At 72.7% G+C, this 21,738-nt stretch carries 17 protein-coding genes; 5 read left to right on the forward strand and 12 right to left on the reverse strand.

Translation table 11 applies throughout. The features are described from left to right. Positions 1-62: 62 nt before the first annotated feature. Complete coding sequence (locus tag BCD49_RS19345) at positions 63-293, reverse strand: FmdB family zinc ribbon protein (protein WP_007518197.1); 231 nt, start codon at positions 291-293, stop codon at positions 63-65. A gap of 109 nt (positions 294-402) precedes the next feature. Beyond that, on the reverse strand, positions 403-1,017 hold the full coding sequence (locus BCD49_RS19350) for a J domain-containing protein (protein WP_007518195.1): 615 nt from the start codon (positions 1,015-1,017) through the stop codon (positions 403-405). A 307-nt stretch (positions 1,018-1,324) separates the two neighbouring features. On the opposite strand from BCD49_RS19350, the gene BCD49_RS19355 reads away from it, so the two are divergent. After that, positions 1,325-3,307 (forward strand): CoA transferase, encoded by a 1,983-nt coding sequence (locus tag BCD49_RS19355; RefSeq protein ID WP_198535937.1) that lies wholly within the window; start codon positions 1,325-1,327, stop codon positions 3,305-3,307. Positions 3,308-3,583: 276 nt separating this feature from the next. On the opposite strand, the gene BCD49_RS40815 is transcribed toward BCD49_RS19355, so the two are convergent. The 3 genes from BCD49_RS40815 to BCD49_RS19365 all read right to left on the reverse strand — a co-directional run bounded on the left by BCD49_RS40815 (position 3,584) and on the right by BCD49_RS19365 (position 5,223). Next, the gene (locus BCD49_RS40815) at positions 3,584-3,814 is read right to left on the reverse strand and encodes a hypothetical protein (protein ID WP_083401564.1); all 231 of its coding nucleotides are present in this window, start codon (positions 3,812-3,814) and stop codon (positions 3,584-3,586) included. A 74-nt stretch (positions 3,815-3,888) separates the two neighbouring features. Beyond that, complete coding sequence (locus BCD49_RS19360; RefSeq protein ID WP_007518191.1) at positions 3,889-4,458, reverse strand: hypothetical protein; 570 nt, start codon at positions 4,456-4,458, stop codon at positions 3,889-3,891. Positions 4,459-4,806: 348 nt separating this feature from the next. After that, positions 4,807-5,223: a DUF2795 domain-containing protein gene (locus tag BCD49_RS19365; RefSeq protein WP_007518190.1), complete on the reverse strand. Its 417-nt coding sequence runs from the start codon at positions 5,221-5,223 to the stop codon at positions 4,807-4,809. A gap of 759 nt (positions 5,224-5,982) precedes the next feature. On the opposite strand from BCD49_RS19365, the gene BCD49_RS19370 reads away from it, so the two are divergent. Then, a complete protein-coding gene (locus BCD49_RS19370) occupies positions 5,983-6,480 on the forward strand; it encodes a MarR family winged helix-turn-helix transcriptional regulator (RefSeq protein WP_007518188.1) in 498 nt (165 codons plus the stop codon). Between the two features lie 96 nt (positions 6,481-6,576). Here BCD49_RS19370 and BCD49_RS19375 read toward each other — a convergent pair whose 3' ends face one another. The 4 genes from BCD49_RS19375 to BCD49_RS19390 all read right to left on the reverse strand — a co-directional run bounded on the left by BCD49_RS19375 (position 6,577) and on the right by BCD49_RS19390 (position 10,957). Beyond that, a complete protein-coding gene (locus BCD49_RS19375) occupies positions 6,577-7,131 on the reverse strand; it encodes a DoxX family protein (RefSeq protein WP_007518186.1) in 555 nt (184 codons plus the stop codon). Between the two features lie 314 nt (positions 7,132-7,445). Then, complete coding sequence (locus BCD49_RS19380) at positions 7,446-8,105, reverse strand: phosphoribosyltransferase (RefSeq protein ID WP_007518184.1); 660 nt, start codon at positions 8,103-8,105, stop codon at positions 7,446-7,448. Positions 8,106-8,182: 77 nt separating this feature from the next. After that, complete coding sequence (locus tag BCD49_RS19385; protein WP_007518182.1) at positions 8,183-9,448, reverse strand: DUF3089 domain-containing protein; 1,266 nt, start codon at positions 9,446-9,448, stop codon at positions 8,183-8,185. 240 nt (positions 9,449-9,688) lie between these two features. After that, on the reverse strand, positions 9,689-10,957 hold the full coding sequence (locus BCD49_RS19390) for an XdhC family protein (protein ID WP_027140245.1): 1,269 nt from the start codon (positions 10,955-10,957) through the stop codon (positions 9,689-9,691). A gap of 216 nt (positions 10,958-11,173) precedes the next feature. Here BCD49_RS19390 and BCD49_RS19395 point away from each other — a divergent pair, with 216 nt between their 5' ends. Beyond that, positions 11,174-11,866: a nucleotidyltransferase family protein gene (locus BCD49_RS19395; RefSeq protein WP_269799848.1), complete on the forward strand. Its 693-nt coding sequence runs from the start codon at positions 11,174-11,176 to the stop codon at positions 11,864-11,866. On the opposite strand, the gene BCD49_RS19400 is transcribed toward BCD49_RS19395, so the two are convergent. Both BCD49_RS19400 and BCD49_RS19405 read right to left on the reverse strand, forming a co-directional pair. Continuing rightward, entirely contained in the window at positions 11,863-12,111 is a 249-nt protein-coding gene (locus BCD49_RS19400; RefSeq protein ID WP_007518175.1) for a DUF6158 family protein, read from the reverse strand. The two genes, BCD49_RS19395 and BCD49_RS19400, sit on opposite strands and share 4 nt — an antisense overlap. 453 nt (positions 12,112-12,564) lie before the next feature. Continuing rightward, entirely contained in the window at positions 12,565-12,843 is a 279-nt protein-coding gene (locus tag BCD49_RS19405; protein ID WP_007518174.1) for a hypothetical protein, read from the reverse strand. A gap of 547 nt (positions 12,844-13,390) precedes the next feature. Here BCD49_RS19405 and BCD49_RS19410 point away from each other — a divergent pair. Together BCD49_RS19410 and BCD49_RS19415 are read left to right on the forward strand one after the other, a co-directional pair. Continuing rightward, complete coding sequence (locus BCD49_RS19410; protein ID WP_071041755.1) at positions 13,391-15,763, forward strand: Hsp70 family protein; 2,373 nt, start codon at positions 13,391-13,393, stop codon at positions 15,761-15,763. A 302-nt stretch (positions 15,764-16,065) separates the two neighbouring features. Next, on the forward strand, positions 16,066-19,482 hold the full coding sequence (locus BCD49_RS19415) for a pyruvate carboxylase (protein ID WP_007518170.1): 3,417 nt from the start codon (positions 16,066-16,068) through the stop codon (positions 19,480-19,482). Between the two features lie 4 nt (positions 19,483-19,486). Here the strand turns inward: BCD49_RS19415 and BCD49_RS45890 are convergent, their stop codons facing one another. After that, positions 19,487-21,493, reverse strand: coding sequence for a serine/threonine-protein kinase (locus BCD49_RS45890; RefSeq protein WP_071041756.1), 2,007 nt, complete (start codon positions 21,491-21,493; stop codon positions 19,487-19,489). Between the last annotated feature and the right edge of the window lie 245 nt (positions 21,494-21,738).

Genomic DNA, 21,738 nt, shown 5'->3' on the forward strand with positions numbered 1-21,738 from the left:
GGCGGGTCACGCGGGGCGGGTCACGCGGGGCGGGTCGCGTTGGCCCATCCCCGCCGCCGCCATCAGTGGCAGCCGCAGCCGCCGCCGCAGCAGCCCCCACCGCCGGCGGTGGGGATGGGAGCGCGCATGGGCGCGGACACGCCCCGGGAGACCGCCACCGCGGCGAAGACACGGGAGGTCTCGGCGTGACCGGCGGGGCAGGACACGGCCGAGGCCGGCGCGTCCTCGTGGATGCCGCGCCGCACCTCGAAGGAGGTGTCGCAGACCCGGCAGCGGTAGTCGTATCTCGGCATAGCCAGAGGATAAGAAGTCCTCGCCCCGTCACGCGGCGAAACGGCGCCCGCCGGCCGAGGAGGGCGCCCCCGGCTTCAGCGGGGATCCTGGGCCGGCACGGCAACGGCTCTATTTGCCGGCGGTCCCGCGATCGGTGGTGCGCCCGTCGGCGCGGTCCGCCGTCCGGGCGCGGGGACGGTTCACCACGATGGCCGCGATCGGGGGGATCACCATCGCGACCAGGGCCATGGCCACCGCCGCCGGTACCGAGACCGGTCGCACGACCGTGCCGGCCAGGATGAACAGGGTGAGAGCGACGCCCATCATCGCCAGGTAGCCGCGCCGCGCGGCCCGGCTCACTCCGGGGAAGCCCCCCAGCGAGCCGGGACGATCACCCGACGGTCGGTGCCGGCCGACGGCGTCTCCCCTGGCCGGCGCGCCGCCGGCCGTGCCACCGGGCCAGCCTGACGTGTCCGAGCCTGCTGGGAAGCCCTGCCGTGGCGCCGTCGTGCTTCCGCCGGCAGTGACGGTGCCACCGGCGGCGACGTAGTGGTCATAGGCGGAGCGGCGAGCGGGGTCGGCGAGGATCTGGTAGGCGAGGGTGATCCGTTCGAAGGCTGCCGCCGAGCCACCGGCGTCCGGGTGCAGCACGCGCGCGCCGCGCCGGTAGGCCGCTCTGATCTCGTCGAGAGTCGCGGCCTGGGACACGCCGAGCAGGTCGTACAACGACGTCCGCCTGGCCATGCGCCATCCCCTCCCACGCGCATCGCGTCGCCCGTCCGTCGGCCGAACCTCTTCGATCGGCCTCCCCGGTCCCGCCCCCTAAGTTCCTCCACGTCCAACACTCAGGCCGGCTTTTCCCCGAATTGACGCCTCAGGTCTCCCCGAGCGCCGCGGGGGCACTTCCGCTAGTCATGATGGTCCTGGTTGGGCGGTTGCGCCGGATGCTGTCACGACTGGTGCGATGCTGTACGTGGCGAACCGCCCACTGTCGGACATCAGGTGTGGACAGACAGCGGTGATCCGGACGGGCGCTGAGGTGGATGGGGAGATGGCGGACCAGCTGGATGAACGACCACGGTCGGGCGACACGGCTCGCCCTGCCCCAGCGGCCGTCGCCACGGCGACCGACGAGGCCGTCTCCGACGGCGCCACCAGGTCGGATGGCGACCTCTCGGAGGATGTAGCCGTCACGGACGATGCGGTCGCGGCTGACGGCGACACCCTGGCAGGTGGCGCCGAGCCGGTCGACGGCGACGGCATCGGCGCGGGCGACGCCGACGTGACGGACGGCGCGGACGCCCACCTGACCGAAGCGGTGGTCGACGGCGAGGCCGCCGGCACCGACCCCGCGGCCACAGCGACGGACGCCACGGATCAGGCGCTCGCGACGACCAGCGCGGACGAGACCGCCGAGACGGGCGAGAACGGCGAACCGAGCGCGGACGCCGACGCCGAGACGTTGCCGGCGACGGCTCCTGACCCGGCGGCCGCCACGGCGATCACGGTTGCGACGGCAGGCACGGCACGGGAGGCGCAGGAGGACCCCGACACGGTCAGGGAGACCGCCGGGATCCTGACCGAGTTCGCCGAGGTCGTCGGCGACCCGCGAGCGGCCTCGCGCCTCACGATCACCGGGCCGGTCGACGTCCTGCCGAGCCTCTACCGGGTGACCGCCGCGGCCACGATCTCCGTCGCCGCGGCCGCGCACGGCGCCGCCGAACTGTGGGCCGCGCGGTCGGGCGAGGACGTCCTGCCGGTCAGCATCGACACGCGGCACGCCGCCGCCGCGTTCCGCAGCGAGCGGCTGCTGCGGATCAGCGGGCGGCCCGCGCCGAGCCCGTGGGACGCGCTCTCCGGCTACTACCGGGCCGGCGACGGTCGCTGGGTCCAGTTGCACTGCAACCTGCCGCACCACCGGGCCGGGGTGCTGGACCTGCTCCACACCCGCGCGGACCCGGCCGCGGTCGCCCGGGCGGTGGCCCGGTACAACGCGGCCGACCTGGAGGCCGAACTCCACGCGATGGGCATGTGTGCCGCCATGGCGCGTGAGGAGCGGGACTGGTGGGCGCACCCCGCCGGGCGGGCCGTGGCCGAGCTGCCGCTCACCGAGACCTCGCAGATCGCCGACAGCGCGGCCGCGCGCGGCGGGCCGTCCGCCGTGAGCCCGCCGAGGGGGACGCGGGCGCCGGCCACGCCCGCCCGGGCGCTGTCCACGCAGGCACAGGCCCGTCCGTCGCCGGCCCGCCCGGCGGCCGGCCTGCGCGTCCTGGACATGACGAGGGTGATCGCCGGGCCGGTGTGCGCCCGGGTACTGGCCTCGTTCGGGGCTGACGTGCTGCGGGTCGGCGCCGCGCACCTGCCGGACGCGCGCGCACTGGTGATCGACACGGGCTTCGGCAAGCGGAGCGCCTTCCTCAACCTGCGGGTGGCCTCGGACGCGCGCCGGTTGCGGGAGCTGGTCACGCAGGCGGACGTCGTGGTGCAGGCCTACCGGCCCAAGGCGCTCGACCGGCTCGGGTTCGGGCCGGAGGCGCTGGCCCGGATCCGGCCGGGCATCGTCTGCGCGACGATCAGCGCCTATGGCCGGGTCGGCCCGTGGAGCGGGTTGCGCGGCTTCGACAGCCTGGTGCAGACCGCGGCGGGCATCGCGCTGGCGGGGGCTCGCGCCAGCGGGTCGGACCGGCCGGTGCCGCTGCCCGCGCAGACGCTCGACCACGCCACCGGCTACCTGGCCGCCTACGGCGTGCTGGACGCGCTCGCCCGCCGCGAGCGGGAGGGCGGCAGCTGGCATGTGCGGGTCTCGCTCGCGCAGACCGCCCGCTGGCTCACGTCGCTGGGTGAGCGCGACACCTTCGACCTGGCCGAGCCCAAGGACGGCGACCTCGACTCGTACCGGCGCACGATGCGCAGCGAGTTCGGAGAGCTCTCCTACATTGCGCCCGCGGGCTCCGTCGGCGGCGCGATTCATGGCTACGACCGTCCGCCGAGCTCCCTCGGCGCGCATCAGGCGGGCTGGGCACCCATCCGCTGAAATGCCGATACGCCGCACTTCTCGACCATTAGGTCCACCAGGCGGCGTATCGGCATTTCAGCGTGTGTGAGCGCATAGGCCGGCGGTTTCCCACGCTCAGAGTGGGCGGGAGTCCTGACCTAAGGCGATCACGCAGCCAGGCCATGGCATTCGACAAACCACGGCTCAGGAAAAGCGGATCAGCCCGAGAAATGCACGCCGCCCTGGGGGTGGAACGATGCCCMGCGGTACCTCCCGCCGCGCCCGACGGCTGGCAGGCGCATGTCAGGCGCATGTTCAGCGCTTGGGTTCGTCGGGGTTGTCGCGGCGGCGGCGCGCACGCGTGCGCGTGCCGACATCGACCTGGCGCTCCCGTTGCCCGGCCGCCGCGGCGGCACGGTCAGCATAAAGGCGCTGCCTGATCAGATTGAGGGTCTGCTCCCGCTCCGTCTGATCCAACCCCGCCGCAAGTGTGTGAAACAAACCATCAGAAGCCGGCCGTCGGCCATATTCACTCGTCGCACCCATACCTGAGGACCTACCCGGGTCATTCGACGGCTATTCACCGGGCCCGAGGACGGTTCATGGTCGCCGAGGTCGGTTCATGGTCGCCGCGACGGACTCCGGTCGGGAACCGCCGGCCGCTTCCCCGCCGACGCGCCCACGGCGGCCTCGGGCCTCCTGGCCCCGGCCCGCGCCGCGCCGCCGGGCCGGGCAGGCCGGGCCGCGTCCGCCCGGACCGCACCAGGACCCATGGCACCAGACGGGGAGGCCGGCGAGGGCAGCGGGAGGCGGGCCGCCGCGCGCCGGCCCCGGCGGGCATCCAGGTAGCTCCGAGCCCTGTCCCAGGGCAGACGGCCGCCGGCGCCAGGCCCAGCCGGCGACGCGGACCCTCGCCGGCTCACCCTGGCCCGAAGCCGAGGCCACAGGTCGGCGGCGCCGGTGTCGGCGGGCAGGGCCCAGTCCTCGCCGTAACGCCCGAGGATCAGCCTGGCCGCCACGCACAGCGCCCAGACGCCGAGGACAGCGCCCACCGCGAGCAGGTCCAGCGCCCCGACCAGCCCGGACAGCACGAGAATGACCACCCCGAGCACCAGGCACACGACCACCAGCCGGCCGACGTCTCGGCGGCTGGCCGTGGCCCGGTCCCGCACACCCGCGTATCGCTTCATGTGACCGCTCTTGCCCAGCGGCGCGCCCGCTATGTCGACACAGGGACCTTCGGCCCGATGTTGCCGCCGCCGCCGAAACCAGATCGCACTCCACCGGTTGGTCGGGTCGGCTCGATGCCCCGCCCATCCGTGCCCTCCATGCTCAGCCGTCATTCTCGATGATTCGGCAATGAAGCAGTTGGAAGCCGTCAGAAGCGGTCAGAAGCGGACGACAGTCGGCCGCGGACCCGCCCGTGGGTCGCCGGCTTCAGAGCGCCGACGGCCCCACAGACGAGCCGACAGGCTGACATAAAAGATCAAACAGGTAGAACGAAACAACGGTTCACCTAGCCGAGGCCAGCCAAGGAGTCAGTAGCGTCTGGCCTCGACGTGCGCCCCGTCGTGCAGTGCCCGCCAGAGCTCGCCAAGCGACCCGAACCGCGCCTCCGGCGGTGCCGCCCGCATCTCCTCGACGATGTGGTCCGGGGCGTTCTGGCCGCGCAGATGCGCCAGCACCTCGGCGCGGTCGGCGGGGAAGACCGCCCGACCGAGCCATCGGGCCAGCTCCGAGCGCTCCTCGACGTCGGAGAGGGTCATGCCGGAGGGCGCGCTCCCGCGACCGATCCCGTCCTGGCGATCGAGAGCCTCCGGCACGTCGTCCGTGGGCGGCTCGGGCGACCTCCACTCGACCGCACGAGGATCCCGCCGCGCCCGGACATATCCACGCACCTCCCCGGCCATCGCCTCATCGAGCTGCGGGCCGTGCTTGGCGCTGCCTCGATCCATCGGCTGCTCCCGTCACATCCGGCTGATGCCGACTACCTCGGCCCGGCCCGCTGCCAGGCCACGAGCTGGATCTACCCGGACGGGTATCGGCAAATCGTGGAAGAGTCGTCGACGGTGCTGCTGGGCGGTAGATCCGGTGCTCGCGCCGACGTTCCCAGAGCGGCTCACCCCGTCAGGACGATCAGGCATCGTCGCCTTGTCGCCTGGACGCCAAGAGGGCGGCACTCGGTGTCAAATTGGAGACATCCACTCCGCTTGGGTACTGAAAGCGGAATGTTCGTACATTTTCGGCCGACACGCCACCTTCTCTGGGGTCGAGGCCCTCTTCTCCGGCGATTCCGCCACAGCACGACCTGATGCGGACGATTATGATCTCAACCCATCAACACAGCGCGCCGCCGACCGCCGGGCCCGACACCGACCAACTTCCCGTAAGCACCCTGTCCAACCACATCGCAGCCCTCGGAGCGAGTCCGGCCCGTCATATGCCMCTACTAGGGACCGCCGGGCCAAGCACCGCCATCAGCCCAGCCCTCAGCGGCCCGAGCCCAGTACCGCCGACCGCTATATGCCTCAACCCGAGACCGCGCCGGGGTTCCTGCCGGATCGGCGAAGCCGACCTGGTAGGTCCGGGGCGCGAAGCGCCCGATGACGAGGCGCTCCCCGCGCCCCGTCCTAGGTGCCCGAAGCGAACGGACGCAGACCCTGAACACGCAGATGCTTCCCGACCATTCGGCAGGGAATGGTGGACGGACCACCGTGTCGGAACCGTCCGGAACCGCCGTCGACGGCGCGGCGGACCTGTCGGCCAACCCAGGGCACCTCGCCCGCCGCCTCCAGCAGGTGATCCACCAGCTGTGGACGGCCTCGGTCTCCACGGAGACCACTCCACCGCAGTTCGTCGTACTCAACAGCCTGCGGGCGTCGCCCGACATCGACCAGCGGACCCTCGGCGAGCGTGCCTGCCTCGACCGCTCCACGGTCGCCGACGTCGTGGCCAGGCTCGTCCAGCGCGGGCTGATCCGCCGCGTGCGCGACCCGCACGACGGCCGGCGCAACGTGCTTCGGCTGACGGTGCGCGGAGAGAACACCCACACGGAGGTGGCCCAACGCGCCGAGGCGATGAACGAACAGCTGCTGGCCCCGCTGGCCAGCGAGGAGCGGATTGCCCTCGTGTCCCTGCTGGGCCGGGTCGTCGAGGCGCATCCGATGAGCCGATCCGGCTCCCAGCCGGCGGAACCCGCTGGCGAGACGTAGAAACGGGGGAAGGGAGCCATCCCACCGGCCTCGGCGCGACAGCTCCCTTCTCCGTGCTCGGGCCTCCACGTGCGTACGGCCCGGCCGATACGCGCGTTACGCGTCCTGCTTGGCCTGCGCGTCCGTGGTGGCCACGGGGGCCGGCTTCGGCGACTCGGGGCGCCAGAAGGTGATCAGCAGGCCGGCCGAGCCGACCACGCCCAGCACCAGGGCGATCAAACCGCCAAGCCAGCCGTCGACGTTGTCATCGATCGTGATCGCGTGGTCGAGCGAGGCGTACCCGGGACCGAACGTCGCGATGGCCAGGCAGACGACCGCGATCATCAGGACGTACTCGTAGCCCTGGCCCGGCTTGAAGATGAAGAAGCCGTTCTTGCGGTGCGCCGTCATCCCGGCGACGACCATGATGCCGATGATCGCGCCGGCGCTGACCGGCGTGAGGAACCCGACGGCCAGACCCACACCGGCGGCCAGCTCGATCAGGCCGCTCGCCCAGGCGTGCATGATGCCAGGCTTGAGCCCCATGCTCGCGAACCAACCCGCGGTGCCCTGGATGCCGCCCGGCCCGAAAATGTGGTTGTAGCCGTGCGCGACGATCGTCAGCCCGACGACGACCCGTAGCACGAGGTCCGCGGTGTCCGCTGCGGTCACGAGGATCTCTCCTTCCCTATGTGGTCAACTGCCTCGCCGGCTCCGCCGCGGCCGGCCGCCTGCCGGTGCGCGAGCCATCGCCGGGGGGAGCGAACACGACAACACGAGCCCATCAGCCGGGAATCTATAGTTTGTGGGCGCTCACTCGCTCGCCGAAGCCGGGTTTACCCGGGCACGACATGCCCGTATCACCCCTTCTCCGCCGATTGGCTAGTCGGGAGCTTGGCACACGTCACGCGTCCGGCGCGCCTACCAGCCGCCAGCCATCGCGGATCTCCGAACCGACCCCACCGAACCCGGCGGGCGCCAGACCGTCACCTGGCCGATCGGTGGGGCATGAGAGCCCCGAGCAGGTCACGGACCTCGTCGTCGGACGTGGCCGCGAAGTCGTCGTAGAACTGGCCGACGGCCAGGAAGTCGGGTGGGTACAGCGGGCAGACGAGCTCGTCCACCTCGGCGCGCACCGCGTCGGCACCCTCGGGTGAGGCGACGGGAACGGCCGCCACGAGCCGACTCACCCCGGCCGCCCGGGCGGCACGCGCCGCGGCGACCATCGTCGCGCCGGTGGCCAGGCCGTCATCGACAAGCACCACCGTCCGGCCGGCGAGCGCCGGCGGCGGGCGGCCGTCCCGGTAGGCGTGCTCGCGGCGCGCGAGTTCCGCCGCCTCCCGGACAACGAGCGCCTCCACCTCGCCATCGGTCAGACCGAGCCGGCCGACGATCGTCTCGTTGACCACCTTGATCCCGCCGGTCGCGATCGCGCCGAGGGCGAACTCCGGCTGTCTGGGGGCACCCAGCTTGCGCACCCCGAACGCATCCAGGGGCGCGGACAGCCGACGCGCGACCTCGGCGGCCACCGGAACACCACCGCGCGGCAGGCCGAGCACGACCACGGGCTCTCCCTCGGGGACGACGAGAGCCACCCGGTCGGCCAGGGCAAGCCCCGCCGCCCGCCGGTCCGAATAGCCAGCCATGCCGAACTCCCTCCCCCCGATCGATCTGCCCGATCCGCCATCCCCTTACCCGCCGATCCGCCTACTCGCTGCGCGCGCTACCCGTGGTTGCCAGCCGGCGGCTGGTGCGCGCCCAGGTAGGCKGCGGTCTGGCGGCCGGCGAGCTCGACGAGGTCCCCGAGCGTCAGGGAGAACTCGTCGAAGTGCAGACCCCAGGACGGTGGCGACTCGATGGCCGGCAGCGACCGGGTGTCGCCGTTCGGGGCCGGCTCGGGCGTCACCGTGAGCCAGGCTCGCCCGCCCGCCTGCTGGCATTCGGCCGTGAGGAAGTCCGGATAGGTGACGAAACCGGTGCCGGCGGCCGGCAGGTTCGCGGGCGACAGCCCAGGTAGGGAGGCGCCGATGAGTGCGGCGGTGGGCAGGTAGGGCTCGAGCACCGCCTTGCCGCCCCCGAGCGCCGCCGGGTTGGTGCACAGCGTCCGCAGGTCGGTGGGGGCGGCCTCGAGGTCGGCCGTGGCCGCGGTGCCGCGCGACGGCGCCGAGGGCAGGCCGAACCGAGCGTCGGCCGGCGCGTCCCCCTCGTAGGCCGAGTACGCGACGACGCAGCCGAACTCGTCGTGCCGCTGGCAGGCAGGGATCTTCGTCAGGTCGCCGCCGGTGAGCGCGCCCGCGTCGGCCGCGACCCGCACGTCCGCGCCGACCAGCAGCGCCGAGACGAGCAACGCCCGCTGGCCGGCGTCGGGCTCGATCTCCTCCTGAAGCAGCCGCAGCAGCATCTCCGCGCCCTGGTCGTCGCCGACGAGTACCACCGGCCGGCCCTGGTTGTCGTTGAGCAGGTAGTCGTTCCAGGCCGACTGGACGTCGGAGAAGGCGATGGAGCGGGCGATGTCGGACGGCCCGTCCGGCTGCAGTCGGGACACCACGGAGTACTGCTCGTAGGCCGGCGCGAACACGCGGCAGACCGTCGCGAACCGGGCCGCCTGTGCCCGGACCACCGCGATCTCGGTGTCGGTCGCCTTCAGCGGCGCGTTGCCGGCCGCGACCCGCGAGACGGTCGGGTACAGGTAGAAACAGTCGGCGCCCGGGTTCGCCGCCGGGCCGAATGGCTCCGTGCCCATCGGTCCGGCCGGGCCGACGGTGGTGGCGTCCAGCCCGGCGGCGCAGTTGTCGTCGACCGTCCCCGGCCGGCACACCCAGACGGTCGGATGCGCGACGGTGAGGTCGGCGGTGTCGATCGCGGGATTCGTCGGCGAGGCCGGCGCGGTCGCCGGGTCCGAGGCCGGAGTCCGGCCGCAGGCGGAACCGAGCAGAAGGGTCAGCAGCAGGGTCAGGACGGCGGGCGGACGGGCCGAGCAGCGGCGCATCGAGACCTCTGAATCGTTGACGAAGGTCGATCGTGCCGGTGCCGGCGGCGGGCGACAAAGAAAACCGGCGGCCCTTGGCCGTCCGTCGGCCACCGCTTTACCGAACAGATCACCGCGTTGCGGGACAGTATGCACCGCCCGTTCCGTCGCTCTCGACCGGATGCCGGTCCGCCGCCCGAAGGGGCGTCTCAACCCACCACCTCGTGGGGGCGCCTCAACCCATTTCCCCGAAAGGGCGTCTCAGCCCGCCACGTCGACGGAGACGCCGTGGATGCGACCCGCCGTGCGGCCCAGCGGCGCACCGGTGCCGCCCCACATCGTCTGGATGATCTCGGCGGCGATCGAGACCGCGGTCTCCTCGGGGGTTCGCCCGCCGATGTCCAGGCCGATCGGAGAGCGCAGGCGGGCCAGCTCGTGGTCGGCGAGGCCGTCCTCGCGCAGGCGACGCAGCCGGTCCTCGTGCGTCCTGCGGGAGCCCATCGCGCCGACGTAGCCCGCGGGCGAACGCAGCGCCGCGCGCAGCAGCGGAACGTCGAATTTCGGGTCGTGCGTCAGCACGCAGACCACCGTCCGCTCATCCACCGGGACCCGGGCGAAATACCGCGCCGGCCATTCGCAGACCACCTCGTGCGCGGCGGGGAAGCGCCGGGTGGTCGCGAAGACCGGCCGCGCGTCGCAGACCGTCACCCGGTACCCGAGGAAGCGGCCCAGCGAGACCACCGCGGCGGCGTAGTCGATCGCGCCGAACACGAGCATCCGCGGCGGCGGCGCGAACGACTGCACGAACACCGTGACCGCGTCCGCCGGCAGGCCGGCCGCCTCGGCCGCGATGCCGGGGGCGGCGATCCGCGGCTCCCGTTCCTCGCCGGTGGTGCCAGGACCTGAGGGAGTGGTGGCGGCCGCGTCCACCGGGGAGCGCTGTCCCGAGGGACCGTAGTGGCGCAGGCCGGTGTGGCCGGCGGCGAGCATGCCACGAGCGTCGTCGATGACGGCGTGGTCGAGCCCCGGCGCGCCCAGGCTGCCCACCACCCGGTCCGCCCAGACGGCCACCTGCCGGCCGACCGGCATCGAGCTGGTCGACCGCTCCGCGCTGGTCGATGGGTCCGCGCTGGTCGGTGGGTCGGCCGGGCCCGAGAGGACGGTGACGAGGGCGACCGGGACGTCGGCCGCGATCGCGTCCAGCACCTCGAAGAGCGGCTCGCCCGCCGGCGAGACCAGCACGTCGATCACGCCGCCGCAGGTCAGGCCGACGGCGAAGGCGTCGTCGTCGGAGATGCCGTAGGTCTCGAGCACGGCCGTGCCGGTGGCGAGCACGTCGGTCGCCACCTGGTAGACGGCGCCTTCCACGCACCCGCCCGACACGCTGCCGAGCGCCTCGCCCGTCGCGTCGACGGCCATCGCCGCGCCGGGCTGGCGCGGGGCGCTGCCGCGCACCCCCACCACCGTCGCGACCGCGAACGACGTCCCGGCGCGGCGCCAGCCGCGCAGCTGCTCGGTCAACTCCCGCATCGTGCCGTCACCCTCCGCCATCGCCAGCCCGCTCGGGTGCCTCAAGGGTTGCGCGCTCGCCGGACACACGCATCCGCCTCCGTGCCGGCCTTCGGCACATTGGGCTATCGCCCAACATTAGCGAGGCATGCCGCCATGGGCCCGGGTATCGAGGTCTCGGTATCGAGGTTTTGGAGTGACCGTCGCGGCGCGGACCGGTAAGAACCACCTGTGCGAGTGGCGGGGCTTCTGTTGGCGGCGGGAGCCGGCCGGCGCCTTGGGATGCCCAAGGGGTTGCTGACGTGGGCCGGCACGCCGCTGGTGGTGAGGGGCGCCCGCCTGCTGACCGCCGGGGGCTGTTCACCGCTGGCGGTGACCGTCGGGGCGGCGGCCGAGGAGGTCGCCGCCGCCCTGGCCGGCGCGGGCGCCACCGACGGCGGCCCGCCGGCCGTGGCGCCGGCACGGGTCGTCCGGGTGGACGACTGGGCCGAGGGCATGGGTGCGTCGCTGCGCGCGGGCCTCGCCGCGTTCACGGCGGATCACGTGGACGCGGTGGTCGTCGCGCTCGTCGACCAGCCGCTCGTCAGCCCCGCGCTCATCCGCCGCCTCATCGGCGCGGCGAACACGGCCGCCGAGGGTACGGACGCCGAGGGCGCCGGCGAGCGGCCGAGGCCGGCGGCGATCGTCGCCGGCTACGCGGGCCGGCCGCGCACCCCGGTGCTACTGCGCCGTGAGGTCTGGCCGGACGTCGCCCAGCTGGCTCGCGGTGACGTCGGCGCCCGTGCCTGGCTGCGCGCCAACCCGGACCGCGTGCTCCAGGTGCCCTGTGAGGACGTCGGCAGTCCCGACGACATCGACACCGCCGCCGACCTGACCCGCCTGACGGCGGACACCAGGCTCCAGCTCGAGCGGCGGGAGGGCCCGGGCTAGGCGGGAAGGCCCGCCGCGCGGCGCCGGCCGGCGCGGGTGCGGCGCGGGTCGGGGCTGGCCGCGTCCGGGAAACGGCGCAGATACTCGCGCTCCAGCTCCATCATCCGCCGGGTATGCGTCTCGAACGCGTCCTCGCTGCCCTCGAGAAACGTCGCGTGCCGGGTCCGGTGCAGCTGGCGCACCTCACGAACCAGAGCCGCGTCGGACAGCTCGCGGCCGGGGATGCCGTCTGGGCGGTGGCTCATTCTCCAGAGCTACCCCCCACCCCAACCCATCAACCCCCTGTCAATGAACCAGCACCAACCGTACTCAAGATCACCCTTCAACCACGGCGACTCCGAACCCGCGACGCACCCGAGCTGGCGCAGGCGCGGCCCCGAGCGACGGGATCCCTGCGGAATCTGCGAAGCCGATTCCGCAGGTCGTGAGGTGGCCCCGCGAGCGTCGCGGCTTCGGTTTGGTGACGTTCAGCGGTGGGTGACCGTGCTGGCGCGGAGGCGCGCCTCGCGGAGGCCCGGCCCCGGAGCGAAGCGAACGGGGTTGGGCCGCAGCGAGGTCGCCGCAGCGCCCATGAGCGGAGGAGGACGGCGCGCGGAGGTCCCGTGGGAGCGACGGGGTCCCTGCGGAATCGGCGAAGCCGATTTCGGAGGTCGTGAGTACGGGGCCGGAGCGCGCCGCCCGCACGGAGCGAACCAATGTCACAGCGGTTCCGGCGTAGGGATCGGCGGAACGGGAATGTCGGGGCCTGGCACCGGCGGGAACGGGTCCGGCGCCGGTGACGGCGGGACCGGGTCCGGATCGGGGACCGGGAGCGTGGGGTCCGGGCCCGGCCCCGGGGGAACCGGCTCGCCGGGGCCCGGCGTCGGACCGGGCGACGGCGGCGGCAGCACCGCGCGGCGCGGCGGCGGCGCCGTCGGCGCCAGGCGCGCGGCCCGGGCCGTCATCCTCGTGCGGCTTGGGAGTGTTGTGGAGCTCATATCGGCCTCCTCTACTGCACCTACCCAACGTCACCCTTCTACCGCCGATCTCGCTCCCCCATGCCCACCAACACAGCGAAATACGGCGCTTGGGGTCCGGCCGCGCTCCGCCCGCCCTACCTGACGCCGATGATCACGGGCGTCGGCGGCCGAGCCCGTTCCGGAGCATTCGCCAAACGCTGGCCCAAATCGGCCACACTGAGCGATGGGGCCAACACGAAAAGGGGGTGACTACCCGCGCGAAGGCGTCCATGCGGCACTCGGCTAGGATCGGCCGGACAAGTCGACCGCCTGGCGATGATGCTGGCCGACGACCACGGGGGCCACCCGTAGCGGATGGTGGGCCGGCCTTGTGCCGGTGATGGGTGACAACCTGGACCGGCGAAGCCGATTCGGAAGGAGCCCCAACCGCGACGGGGTGGAGGGCACACAGCGGCCCGGAGCGGATGGCGCGCTGATACCAGGCGGCAGACGCAACGGGTCAGCGGTATTTGTTCGAGCACCGGCGGCTCGCGCGCGAGGCCCGGCAAGACAGACGGAGGGCGCGGTGGCTGAGCCGATCCTCGCGATCGACTACGGCACCTTCCGTGCGTCCGCGGCGTACGTGGTCGACGGTCAGGTCGAGCTGGTCAGGGAGTCCGCCAGCGGAGCGGTGTCCTGGCCGTCCTCGGTGTTCGCGGACGGCGAGAATCTGATCATCGGGACGCTCGCCGAGCGTMGCAAGCGGATCTGGCCCGCGGCGTACCGCGGCGAGGTCAAGCGGGACCTGCGCCGTGAGGCACCGGTGGTGCTCGACGGGYGGACCTACCCGCCGGCCCGGCTGGTCACCGCGACGATGGCCGCGCTGAAGACCGAGGCGGAGGCGCAGCTCGGCGGGCCGCTGCCACGCGCCGTCGTCACCATTCCCGCGGTCTACGACCCCACCGGCCCGCTGCGCCGGCTCATGATCGGTGCCGCCGAGGCCGCCGGGTTCGTCGACGTCGACCTGCTCGCCGAGCCGGTCGCCGCCGCCTGGGCGCCCCTGGGCGCGGGCCGCCCGCACCCTGGCGACCTGATGCTGGTCTATGACCTCGGCGGCGGCACGTTCGACGCGGCGTTGATCGCGGTCGGTTCATCCGGCCGGCACGAGGTGATCGGGCACTCCTCGCTCTTCGACTGCGGCGGTCGCGACCTCGACCAGCTGCTCTTCGACGAGATCCTCAGCATCCACGGGCCGAGCCTCGAGCCGCTGCTCAACCCGACGGGCCCGGGCGAGGTCTTCCAGACAGCCGCCCGGCGCACCCGCCACGAACTGATCGACTTCGCCAGGACGCTGAAGCACCAGCTCACCGACGTGCCGATGGTCGAGGACGTGTTCGGCCCGGCGGGGCTGCTCGTCGGCATCGACCGTGAGCGCTTCGTCCAGCTCGCCTCGCCGACGCTGGCCCGCACGATGGCCTGCTGCCAGCACCTGCTCGACGCCGCCGACATCCCGGCGGAGAAGCTGGGCGGGGTACTGCTCGTCGGCGGCGGCTCGCGGATGCCGGTGGTCGCGGACATCCTGTCCGGCAAGCTGGGCGTCGCCACCGACTGGCCGTCCCAGCAGCTGTTCGTCCCGTCGGACCCGGAACTCGCGGTCGTACGGGGCGCGGCGGCCTGGGCCGCGTCGGTCTCCACCCGGCGCACGGTCGCGGCCCGGCCCAGCCCCGTCGTCCAGCCGGCCCGCTGGGAGATCCCGGGCGGCACGGCGACGATGGTCCGCTGGCTCGCCGAGCCGGGCGCCCGGTTCGAGGCGGGGACGGTGCTCGCCCGGGTGCGGCTGACCGACGGCTCGCTGTTCGACCTGGCCGCGGAGGCGTCCGGCAGCCTGCTGCACACGCACGCCAGACCGGGCATGTCGATCACCGAGCACGACTGGATCGCCACCACCCTGCCGACCTCGCCGGTGCCGCTCGGCCAGTCGCGGGGTGRCGGCGGCGGTGGCGCCGACCRCGGGGGCGCCGACCTGCGCGGCGGGACGATGGAGCGCTCRCACCGGCCGGCGCACCTCGTCGAGGTCAGCATGCGGGCAACCCTGGCCGGCCACGAACGCGACGTCACGAGCTGCGACTTCTCTCCCGACGGCCGGGTGCTGGCCACCACCAGCAAGGACGGCATCCAGCTCTGGGACGTGGCCACCGGGCGGTCGGTGGACGAGCTGGTCGTCCCCGGCCGCAAGAGCTCGATCCCGAACAGCTGCGCGTTCTCCCCCGATGGCAAACTGCTCGCCATCACCGGCAGCGACAAGATCATTCGACTCTTCGACGTGGCGACCAGGGCCGAGACGATGACGTTCTCCGGACACAAGGGCCCCGTCTACGGCTGCGCCTTCTCCCCCGACGGGACCCTGCTGGCCACCACCAGCACCGACCGGACCGTCAGGCTGTGGGGGGTCTCGACCGGCAAACAGATCGCCAGCCTCACCGGCGAACACCGCGGCTCGATCTACGGCTGCGCGTTCTCCCCCGATGGGCGGCTGCTGGTCTCGGCTGGCGCCGAGGCGATCTTCCTCTGGGACGTCGCGCTCGGCGAGAGCATCATGAAGGTGCCCGGGCACACGAACTTCGCGAACGGGTGCGCCTTCTCGCCCGACGGCCTGCTGCTCGCGACCACCAGCAACGACGGCACGCGGGTGACCGACGTCCCGACCGGCACGACGACGATGACGCTCGGTGGTTCGGCGCAGAGCTGCGCGTTCTCTCCGGACGGCCAGCTGCTCGCGACCGCGAGCACCGACGACGTCGCCCGCCTCTGGGACGTCAGCACCGGAGTCGAGGTCGCAACACTGTCCGGCCACAGCGGCACCGTCATGAGCTGCGCGTTCGCCCCGTTCGGCCTGCTGCTGGCGACGACGAGCACCGATGCCACCGCCCGCCTCTGGGAGATCATCTACACCCGCTAGGCACGGTCCAGCCGCCGGACGCCGTCCGTCGGGTACCGCGTCGCTTGACGCGTAGCCGACGGATGGCTGATCGTTGACGCTCCGATGGCCAGCTCTCGACGCCCGGAACCACGCATGGAATCGTCCGCGTGGCCTAATGACTACGTGGTGTGTCGACCCGTCATGGTGAGTCACCCCACGTTGCCCTGGTCCCCCCTTCTGACGCCGGCCAGAATGGGCCGTTAACCGCAGGTTCCCCGTCCGTCTGTCCGACGCCGGCGCCCGCAGGGCGCCAGAGACGCCAAGCCCGATGAGGAGCGCGCGTGCACAAGGTCCTGGTCGCCAATCGGAGTGAGATCGCGGTCCGGGTGTCACGTGCTGCCCATGAGCTGGGTCTGCGCACGGTCGCCGTGTACACCCCCGAGGACGTGTCGTCACTGCACCGGACGAAGGCCGACGAGGCCTATGAGCTGGGTGAGCCGGGGCATCCGGTGCGCGGCTATCTGGACATCGAGGAGTTGCTGCGGGTCGCCAAGCACGCCGAGGCGGATGCGCTGCATCCGGGGTACGGGTTCCTGTCGGAGTCGGCGGCGCTCGCGGAGGCGTGCGCGGCGGCGGGGGTGACGTTCGTCGGGCCGCCGCCGGCGGTGTTGAGGTTGACGGGTGACAAGGTCGCGGCGCGGAACGCGGCGATCGCGGCGGGGTTGCCGGTGTTGCGGGCGTCGGTTCCGCTGGTGGACGGCGCCGGGGCGGCCGCGGCCGCGGAGGAGGTCGGGTTCCCGCTGTTCGTGAAGGCGTCGGCGGGTGGTGGCGGGCGCGGGCTGCGGCGGGTGGAACGGTCCGCGGACCTGGCGGACGCGGTGGCCTCGGCGGTGCGGGAGGCGGCGGCGGCGTTCGGCGACGGGACGGTGTTCCTGGAGCAGGCGGTGGACCGGCCGCGGCATATCGAGGTKCAGGTCTTCGGGGACGCGACGGGCGCGGTCATCCATCTGTTCGAGCGGGACTGTTCGGTACAGCGCCGTCACCAGAAGGTCGTGGAGATCGCGCCGGCGCCGCGGCTGGATCCGGCGGTGCGTGCCGGGCTGTGCGACGCGGCGGTGCGGTTCGCCCGGCACGTCGGCTACGTGAACGCGGGCACCGTCGAGTTCCTGGTCAGCGCGGACGGCACGTACACGTTCATGGAGATGAACCCGCGGATCCAGGTCGAGCACACGGTGACCGAGGAGGTCACCGGCGTCGACCTGGTCGGTGCGCAGCTGCGGATCGCCGCCGGGGAGACGTTGGCGGACCTCAACCTGTCCCAGGACAACATCACGATCCGGGGTGTGGCGATCCAGTGCCGGGTCACGACCGAGGACCCGGCGCAGGACTTCCGGCCGGACACGGGGACGATCTCGTACTACCAGTCGCCGGGCGGTCCGGGGGTACGTCTGGATGGGGCGACCTATTCCGGCGCGGAGGTCAGCCCGTACTTCGACTCGCTGCTGGTGAAGCTGACGTGCCGGGGCGTCACGGTGGAGAAGGCGTCTCGGCGGGCGCGGCGGGCGTTGCGGGAGTTCCGGATCCGCGGGGTGCGGACCAACATCGAGTTCCTGTCCCGGCTGCTCGCCGACGAGTCGTTCCTCGAAGGCGGCGTGACGACGTCGTTCATCGAGGAACGGCCGTGGCTGCTGGCCGGGGATGGCGGGGCGGACAAGACCAGCCGGATGCTGGCCCGGTTGGCGCACGCGACGGTCAACGGCCACAAGCGGCCGGTCGGCGCGGCGTTCACCGACCCGCGCCGGCTGCTGCCGCCGTTGGACTCGACCGACGGCCCGGACGGGCTGGACGGTTCGGACGGGCTGGACGGGCTGATGGCCGGGTCGCGTCAGCTGCTCGCCGAGGTCGGACCAACCGAGTGGGCGGCCCGGCTGCGGGCCCAGACCGCGTTGGCGGTCACGGACACGACGTTGCGGGACGCGCACCAGTCGTTGCTGGCGACCCGGCTGCGTAGCTTCGACATCCTGGCCGCCGCCCCCGCGTTCGCCCGGCTTACCCCGAACCTGCTCAGCCTGGAGTGCTGGGGCGGGGCGACCTACGACGTGGCGCTGCGGTTCCTGTCCGAGGACCCGTGGGACCGCTTGGCGGCGCTGCGGGAGGCGGCGCCGAACATCTGCCTGCAGATGCTGCTGCGCGGCCGCAACGCCGTCGGCTACACGCCCTACCCGGACGAGATGGTCGAGACGTTCGTGCAGGAGGCGGCGGCCACCGGCATCGACCTGTTCCGGATCTTCGACGCGCTCAACGACATCGAGCAGATGCGCCCCGCCATCGACGCCGTCGTGAACGACACGGCCGCGATCGTCGAGGGCACCCTGTGCTACACCGGGGACCTCACGGACCCGGGCGAACAGATCTACACCCTCGACTACTACCTGCGCCTCGCCGAGCAGTTGGTCGAGGCCGGCGTACACGTGCTGGCGATCAAGGACATGGCCGGGCTGCTGCGCCCACCGGCGGCGACCCGGCTCGTCACCGCGTTGCGGGAGCGGTTCGACGTCCCCGTCCATCTGCACACCCACGACACCGCCGGCGGCCAGCTCGCCACCCTGCTCGCCGCCGCGAACGCCGGCGTCGACGCGGTGGACGCCGCGGCGGCCCCGATGTCCGGCGGCACCAGCCAGCCGAACATGTCCGCGCTGGTCGCCGCCACCGACCACACCGATCGCGCCACCGGCATCCCGCTTGCCGCGCTGTCGGCGCTGGAGGCCTACTGGGAGGCGGTCCGCGACCTCTACGCACCCTTCGAAGCCGGCCTACGCGCACCGACGGGCGCCGTGTACCGCCACGAGATCCCCGGCGGCCAGCTCACGAACCTGCGCCAGCAGGCCATCTCACTGGGTCTGGGCGACCGCTGGACACAGGTGACCGAGTGCTACGCGATCGCGAACGAGCTCCTCGGCAAGCCGATCAAGGTGACGCCGACGAGCAAGGTCGTCGGCGACCTCGCCCTGTTCATCGCCGGCGGCAACATCGACCCGGACACCCTGCGCACCGAACCGGAGAAGTTCGACCTGCCCGCGAGCGTGCTGGGCTACCTCGCCGGTGAGCTCGGCACCCCGCCAGCCGGCTTCGCCGAGCCGTTCCGCGAGCGGGCGCTCGCCGGCCGGCGCCCAGCCCCGCCGGACGCCGAACTCGCATCCGACGACCGGACCGCGCTGGCCGGCGAGGACCGGCGGGCCGCACTGTCCCGGTTGCTGTTCCCCGGACCGTGGCGCGACTACAACAAGGCCTTCGAGCAGTACGGCGACAGCTCCGTCATCCCCACCGAGGCCTTCCTCTACGGCCTGCTGCCCGGCGAACCCGCCAGCGTCTTCCTCGAACCCGGGGTCGAGATCATCGTCGAGCTCGAAACCATTGGCGAACCCGACCGCGCCGGCATCCGCACCCTCTACCTGCGCGTCAACGGCCAGCCCAGGCCCGTCCGCGTCCGCGACGAGTCGATCACCGCCGTCTCCGCCGCCGCCCGCCGCGCCGACCCGAACGACCCCGGCCACATCGCCGCCGGCCTCCCCGGCATCGTCACCTACGCCGTCAAGGTCGGCGACACCATCGAGAAGGGCGCCCGACTCGCCGTCGTCGAAGCCATGAAAATGGAGGCCGCCGTCACCAGTTCCATCTCCGGCACCATCACCGAACTCGCCCACACCACCGGCGACTCCGTCGAGGTCGGCGACCTGTTGGCCGTCATCCAACCCTAGGGGCTCAGGGCAGGGCGTCGAAGTCGGTCCACCACTCGTAGAGGCCGCGGCCGTCCTCGTCGAAGGTGATGAACGCGACCAGGTCGGCGTCGTAGGTCCAGTAGATGTAGAAGTCACCGTTCTCGTGGCCGCAGATCAGCGCGCCCTGCTCGGCGGTCTCGCCGGTGTAGTTCCACCGGCCGACGTGGTCCTTGCCGTTCTTGCAGGAGCCGGAGTCCGTGACCTCGTCGTCGCGGGTCTTGGTGAACTGCGCCAGTGAATCCGCGTCGAAGAAGCTGAACGCGGCGACCGCGTGTTTCTCCCCCGTCGAGATGCAGGTGACGGCGGCCTGGACGGTGAAGTTCTCCTGGCTGGCCGCCGGCTTGCAACCCGACAGCGAGCCGGAGTCCAGCTTGGCCACGAGCGCCTGCTCCGCCAGGCTGAGCGCCGCGGTCGGCGTCGACGGCGGGGCGGAGGGCGGAGCCTTGACCGGAGTTGTCGGCGCCGTCGTGGGCGGAGGACTCGCCGACGTGGTCGCGCCCGGCGACGCGCCGCTCACCACCGTTCCGGTGTCGTCCTTCGGCCTGGCCACGATCACCAGGACGACGATCAGAACCACCAGTACGGCACCGATGGCGACACCGCCGATGATGAGGTTGCGCCGGCTGTTGTCGCGCGCGGGCGGCGGCGGAGGCGTCGGAGTTGGAGGCGGAGCGCCCTGGTATCCGCCCGGGCCGGAAGCCGGCTGGCTCCCGTATCCAGGCCCCGCTGAATAGCCACCGAAGCCCGCCGGCGGAATCTGTCGGACGCCGCCGGGTGCCGGCCGGTTCGCGGMGTTGTGGGCTGGCGTTCCGTATCCCACGCCCGGGAGATAGGGGGTGGTCGGGGCGAGGCCGGTCGGAACCGGCGGAAATGGGGAGGGCGGTACCGGGGAGGGCGACGGCATTGGGGGCAGCGGCGTGGAGCGCGGCGGAACGGAGGGCCGCAGCGCGGGAAGCTGCGGCATCGGAGGTGCCGGCACCGCTGGCGCTGGCGTCGCGGGTGCTGGCGTCGCGGGTGCTGGCGTCGCGGGTGCTGGCGTCGCGGGTGCTGGTGTCGCGGGTGCTGGTGTCGCGGGCAGGCCAGCCGCTGGCATGGCCAGGCGGGAGGAACCCCTCGCGGCGGCGCGGACGTCGTCGTCGAGGTCGACGGGGGTCTGGGCTCGGTCCATCCAGCCGGGCCCGAGAGTGGCCGCGGCGGCCTCGGCGAGGTCGAGCGCGAACGCCCGGGCGGACTGCTGGCGGTGCGCCGGGTCCTTGGCCAGGGCCGTCAGCAGTGCCTGGCTGACCTGGGCCGGCACGCCGGGCGGCGGTGGGGGCGGGGTGTGCAGGTGCGCATCGCGCAGCCTCAGGTAGCTGTCCGTGTCGCCACCGAACAGGGGCATGCCGGCGGCCATCTCGTAGGCGACGACCGCGAGCGCGTACACGTCGACGGTGGGACGTAATGGCTGCCCCAGGAACTGCTCTGGAGCCATGTAACGCGGCGTCCCGACGATGGAGCTGGTGACGGACGCCGTGCCAGCGATGTCCTTCGCGATGCCGAAATCCGTAAGCTTCGCCCGGCCGTCCGCCGTGAACAGTACGTTCGCCGGCTTCACGTCGCGGTGCAGCAGCCCCCGCCGATGCGCCGTCTCCAATGCTCCCGCCACGGCGAGCACCACCGCGCAGGCCCATTCCGGCGCGGCCCGCGACTGCCTCAGCTTGGCCTTGAGGTCGCCGTCCGCCAGCAGCTCCATGACGATGAGGGCCAGTTCGCCAGCGGGTACGAAGTCGTACACCCGCACGATGTGGGGATGCTCGAGCCTGGTGAGAATGAGCGCCTCATCCTCGGGGTGCGTGCCCGATTCCGGAGCGCTCGGCAGCACCTTTATGGCCACGTCGCGGCGCAGCCGGTCCTTGGCCGCCAACACCGTGCCGGCCCCGCCGCGACCAACCTGCGCGCCCAGCGCATAGCCCGGAAGGGCCCGCTCGACGAGCGTCCGATCCACGATCACGGAAGAACACGTCTCCCATCTCCCGGGGCTCGCGCCCACCCGCCGGCGCCGCGCCTCCCCACAGGCACCACGCCTCGCCGGCCGACGACCGGCGAGAGCCGACGCCATCGCGAGCGAGAGGCGGCTCGGCCGAAAGCCCGCCTTCGACGCACCCAAGCATCGCGCCCGCGCGCCGCTCGACCGGATCAACCGTCTCTCACCCGACACGATGCGCCAGGTGCCCCTAATTCTCCACGTTCCGCGAT

The sequence above is a fragment of the Pseudofrankia sp. EUN1h genome (assembly GCF_001854645.1).
Taxonomy (GTDB): domain Bacteria; phylum Actinomycetota; class Actinomycetes; order Frankiales; family Frankiaceae; genus Pseudofrankia; species Pseudofrankia saprophytica.

Coding starts and splice junctions, on each gene's coding strand:
- BCD49_RS19345 (WP_007518197.1), bottom strand. CDS start 293: ATGCCGAGATACGACTACCGCTGCCGGGTCTGCGACACCTCCTTCGAG.
- BCD49_RS19350 (WP_007518195.1), bottom strand. CDS start 1,017: ATGGCCAGGCGGACGTCGTTGTACGACCTGCTCGGCGTGTCCCAGGCC.
- BCD49_RS19355 (WP_198535937.1), top strand. CDS start 1,325: ATGGCGGACCAGCTGGATGAACGACCACGGTCGGGCGACACGGCTCGC.
- BCD49_RS40815 (WP_083401564.1), bottom strand. CDS start 3,814: ATGGGTGCGACGAGTGAATATGGCCGACGGCCGGCTTCTGATGGTTTG.
- BCD49_RS19360 (WP_007518191.1), bottom strand. CDS start 4,458: ATGAAGCGATACGCGGGTGTGCGGGACCGGGCCACGGCCAGCCGCCGA.
- BCD49_RS19365 (WP_007518190.1), bottom strand. CDS start 5,223: ATGGATCGAGGCAGCGCCAAGCACGGCCCGCAGCTCGATGAGGCGATG.
- BCD49_RS19380 (WP_007518184.1), bottom strand. CDS start 8,105: ATGGCTGGCTATTCGGACCGGCGGGCGGCGGGGCTTGCCCTGGCCGAC.
- BCD49_RS19390 (WP_027140245.1), bottom strand. CDS start 10,957: ATGCGGGAGTTGACCGAGCAGCTGCGCGGCTGGCGCCGCGCCGGGACG.
- BCD49_RS19400 (WP_007518175.1), bottom strand. CDS start 12,111: ATGAGCCACCGCCCAGACGGCATCCCCGGCCGCGAGCTGTCCGACGCG.
- BCD49_RS19405 (WP_007518174.1), bottom strand. CDS start 12,843: ATGAGCTCCACAACACTCCCAAGCCGCACGAGGATGACGGCCCGGGCC.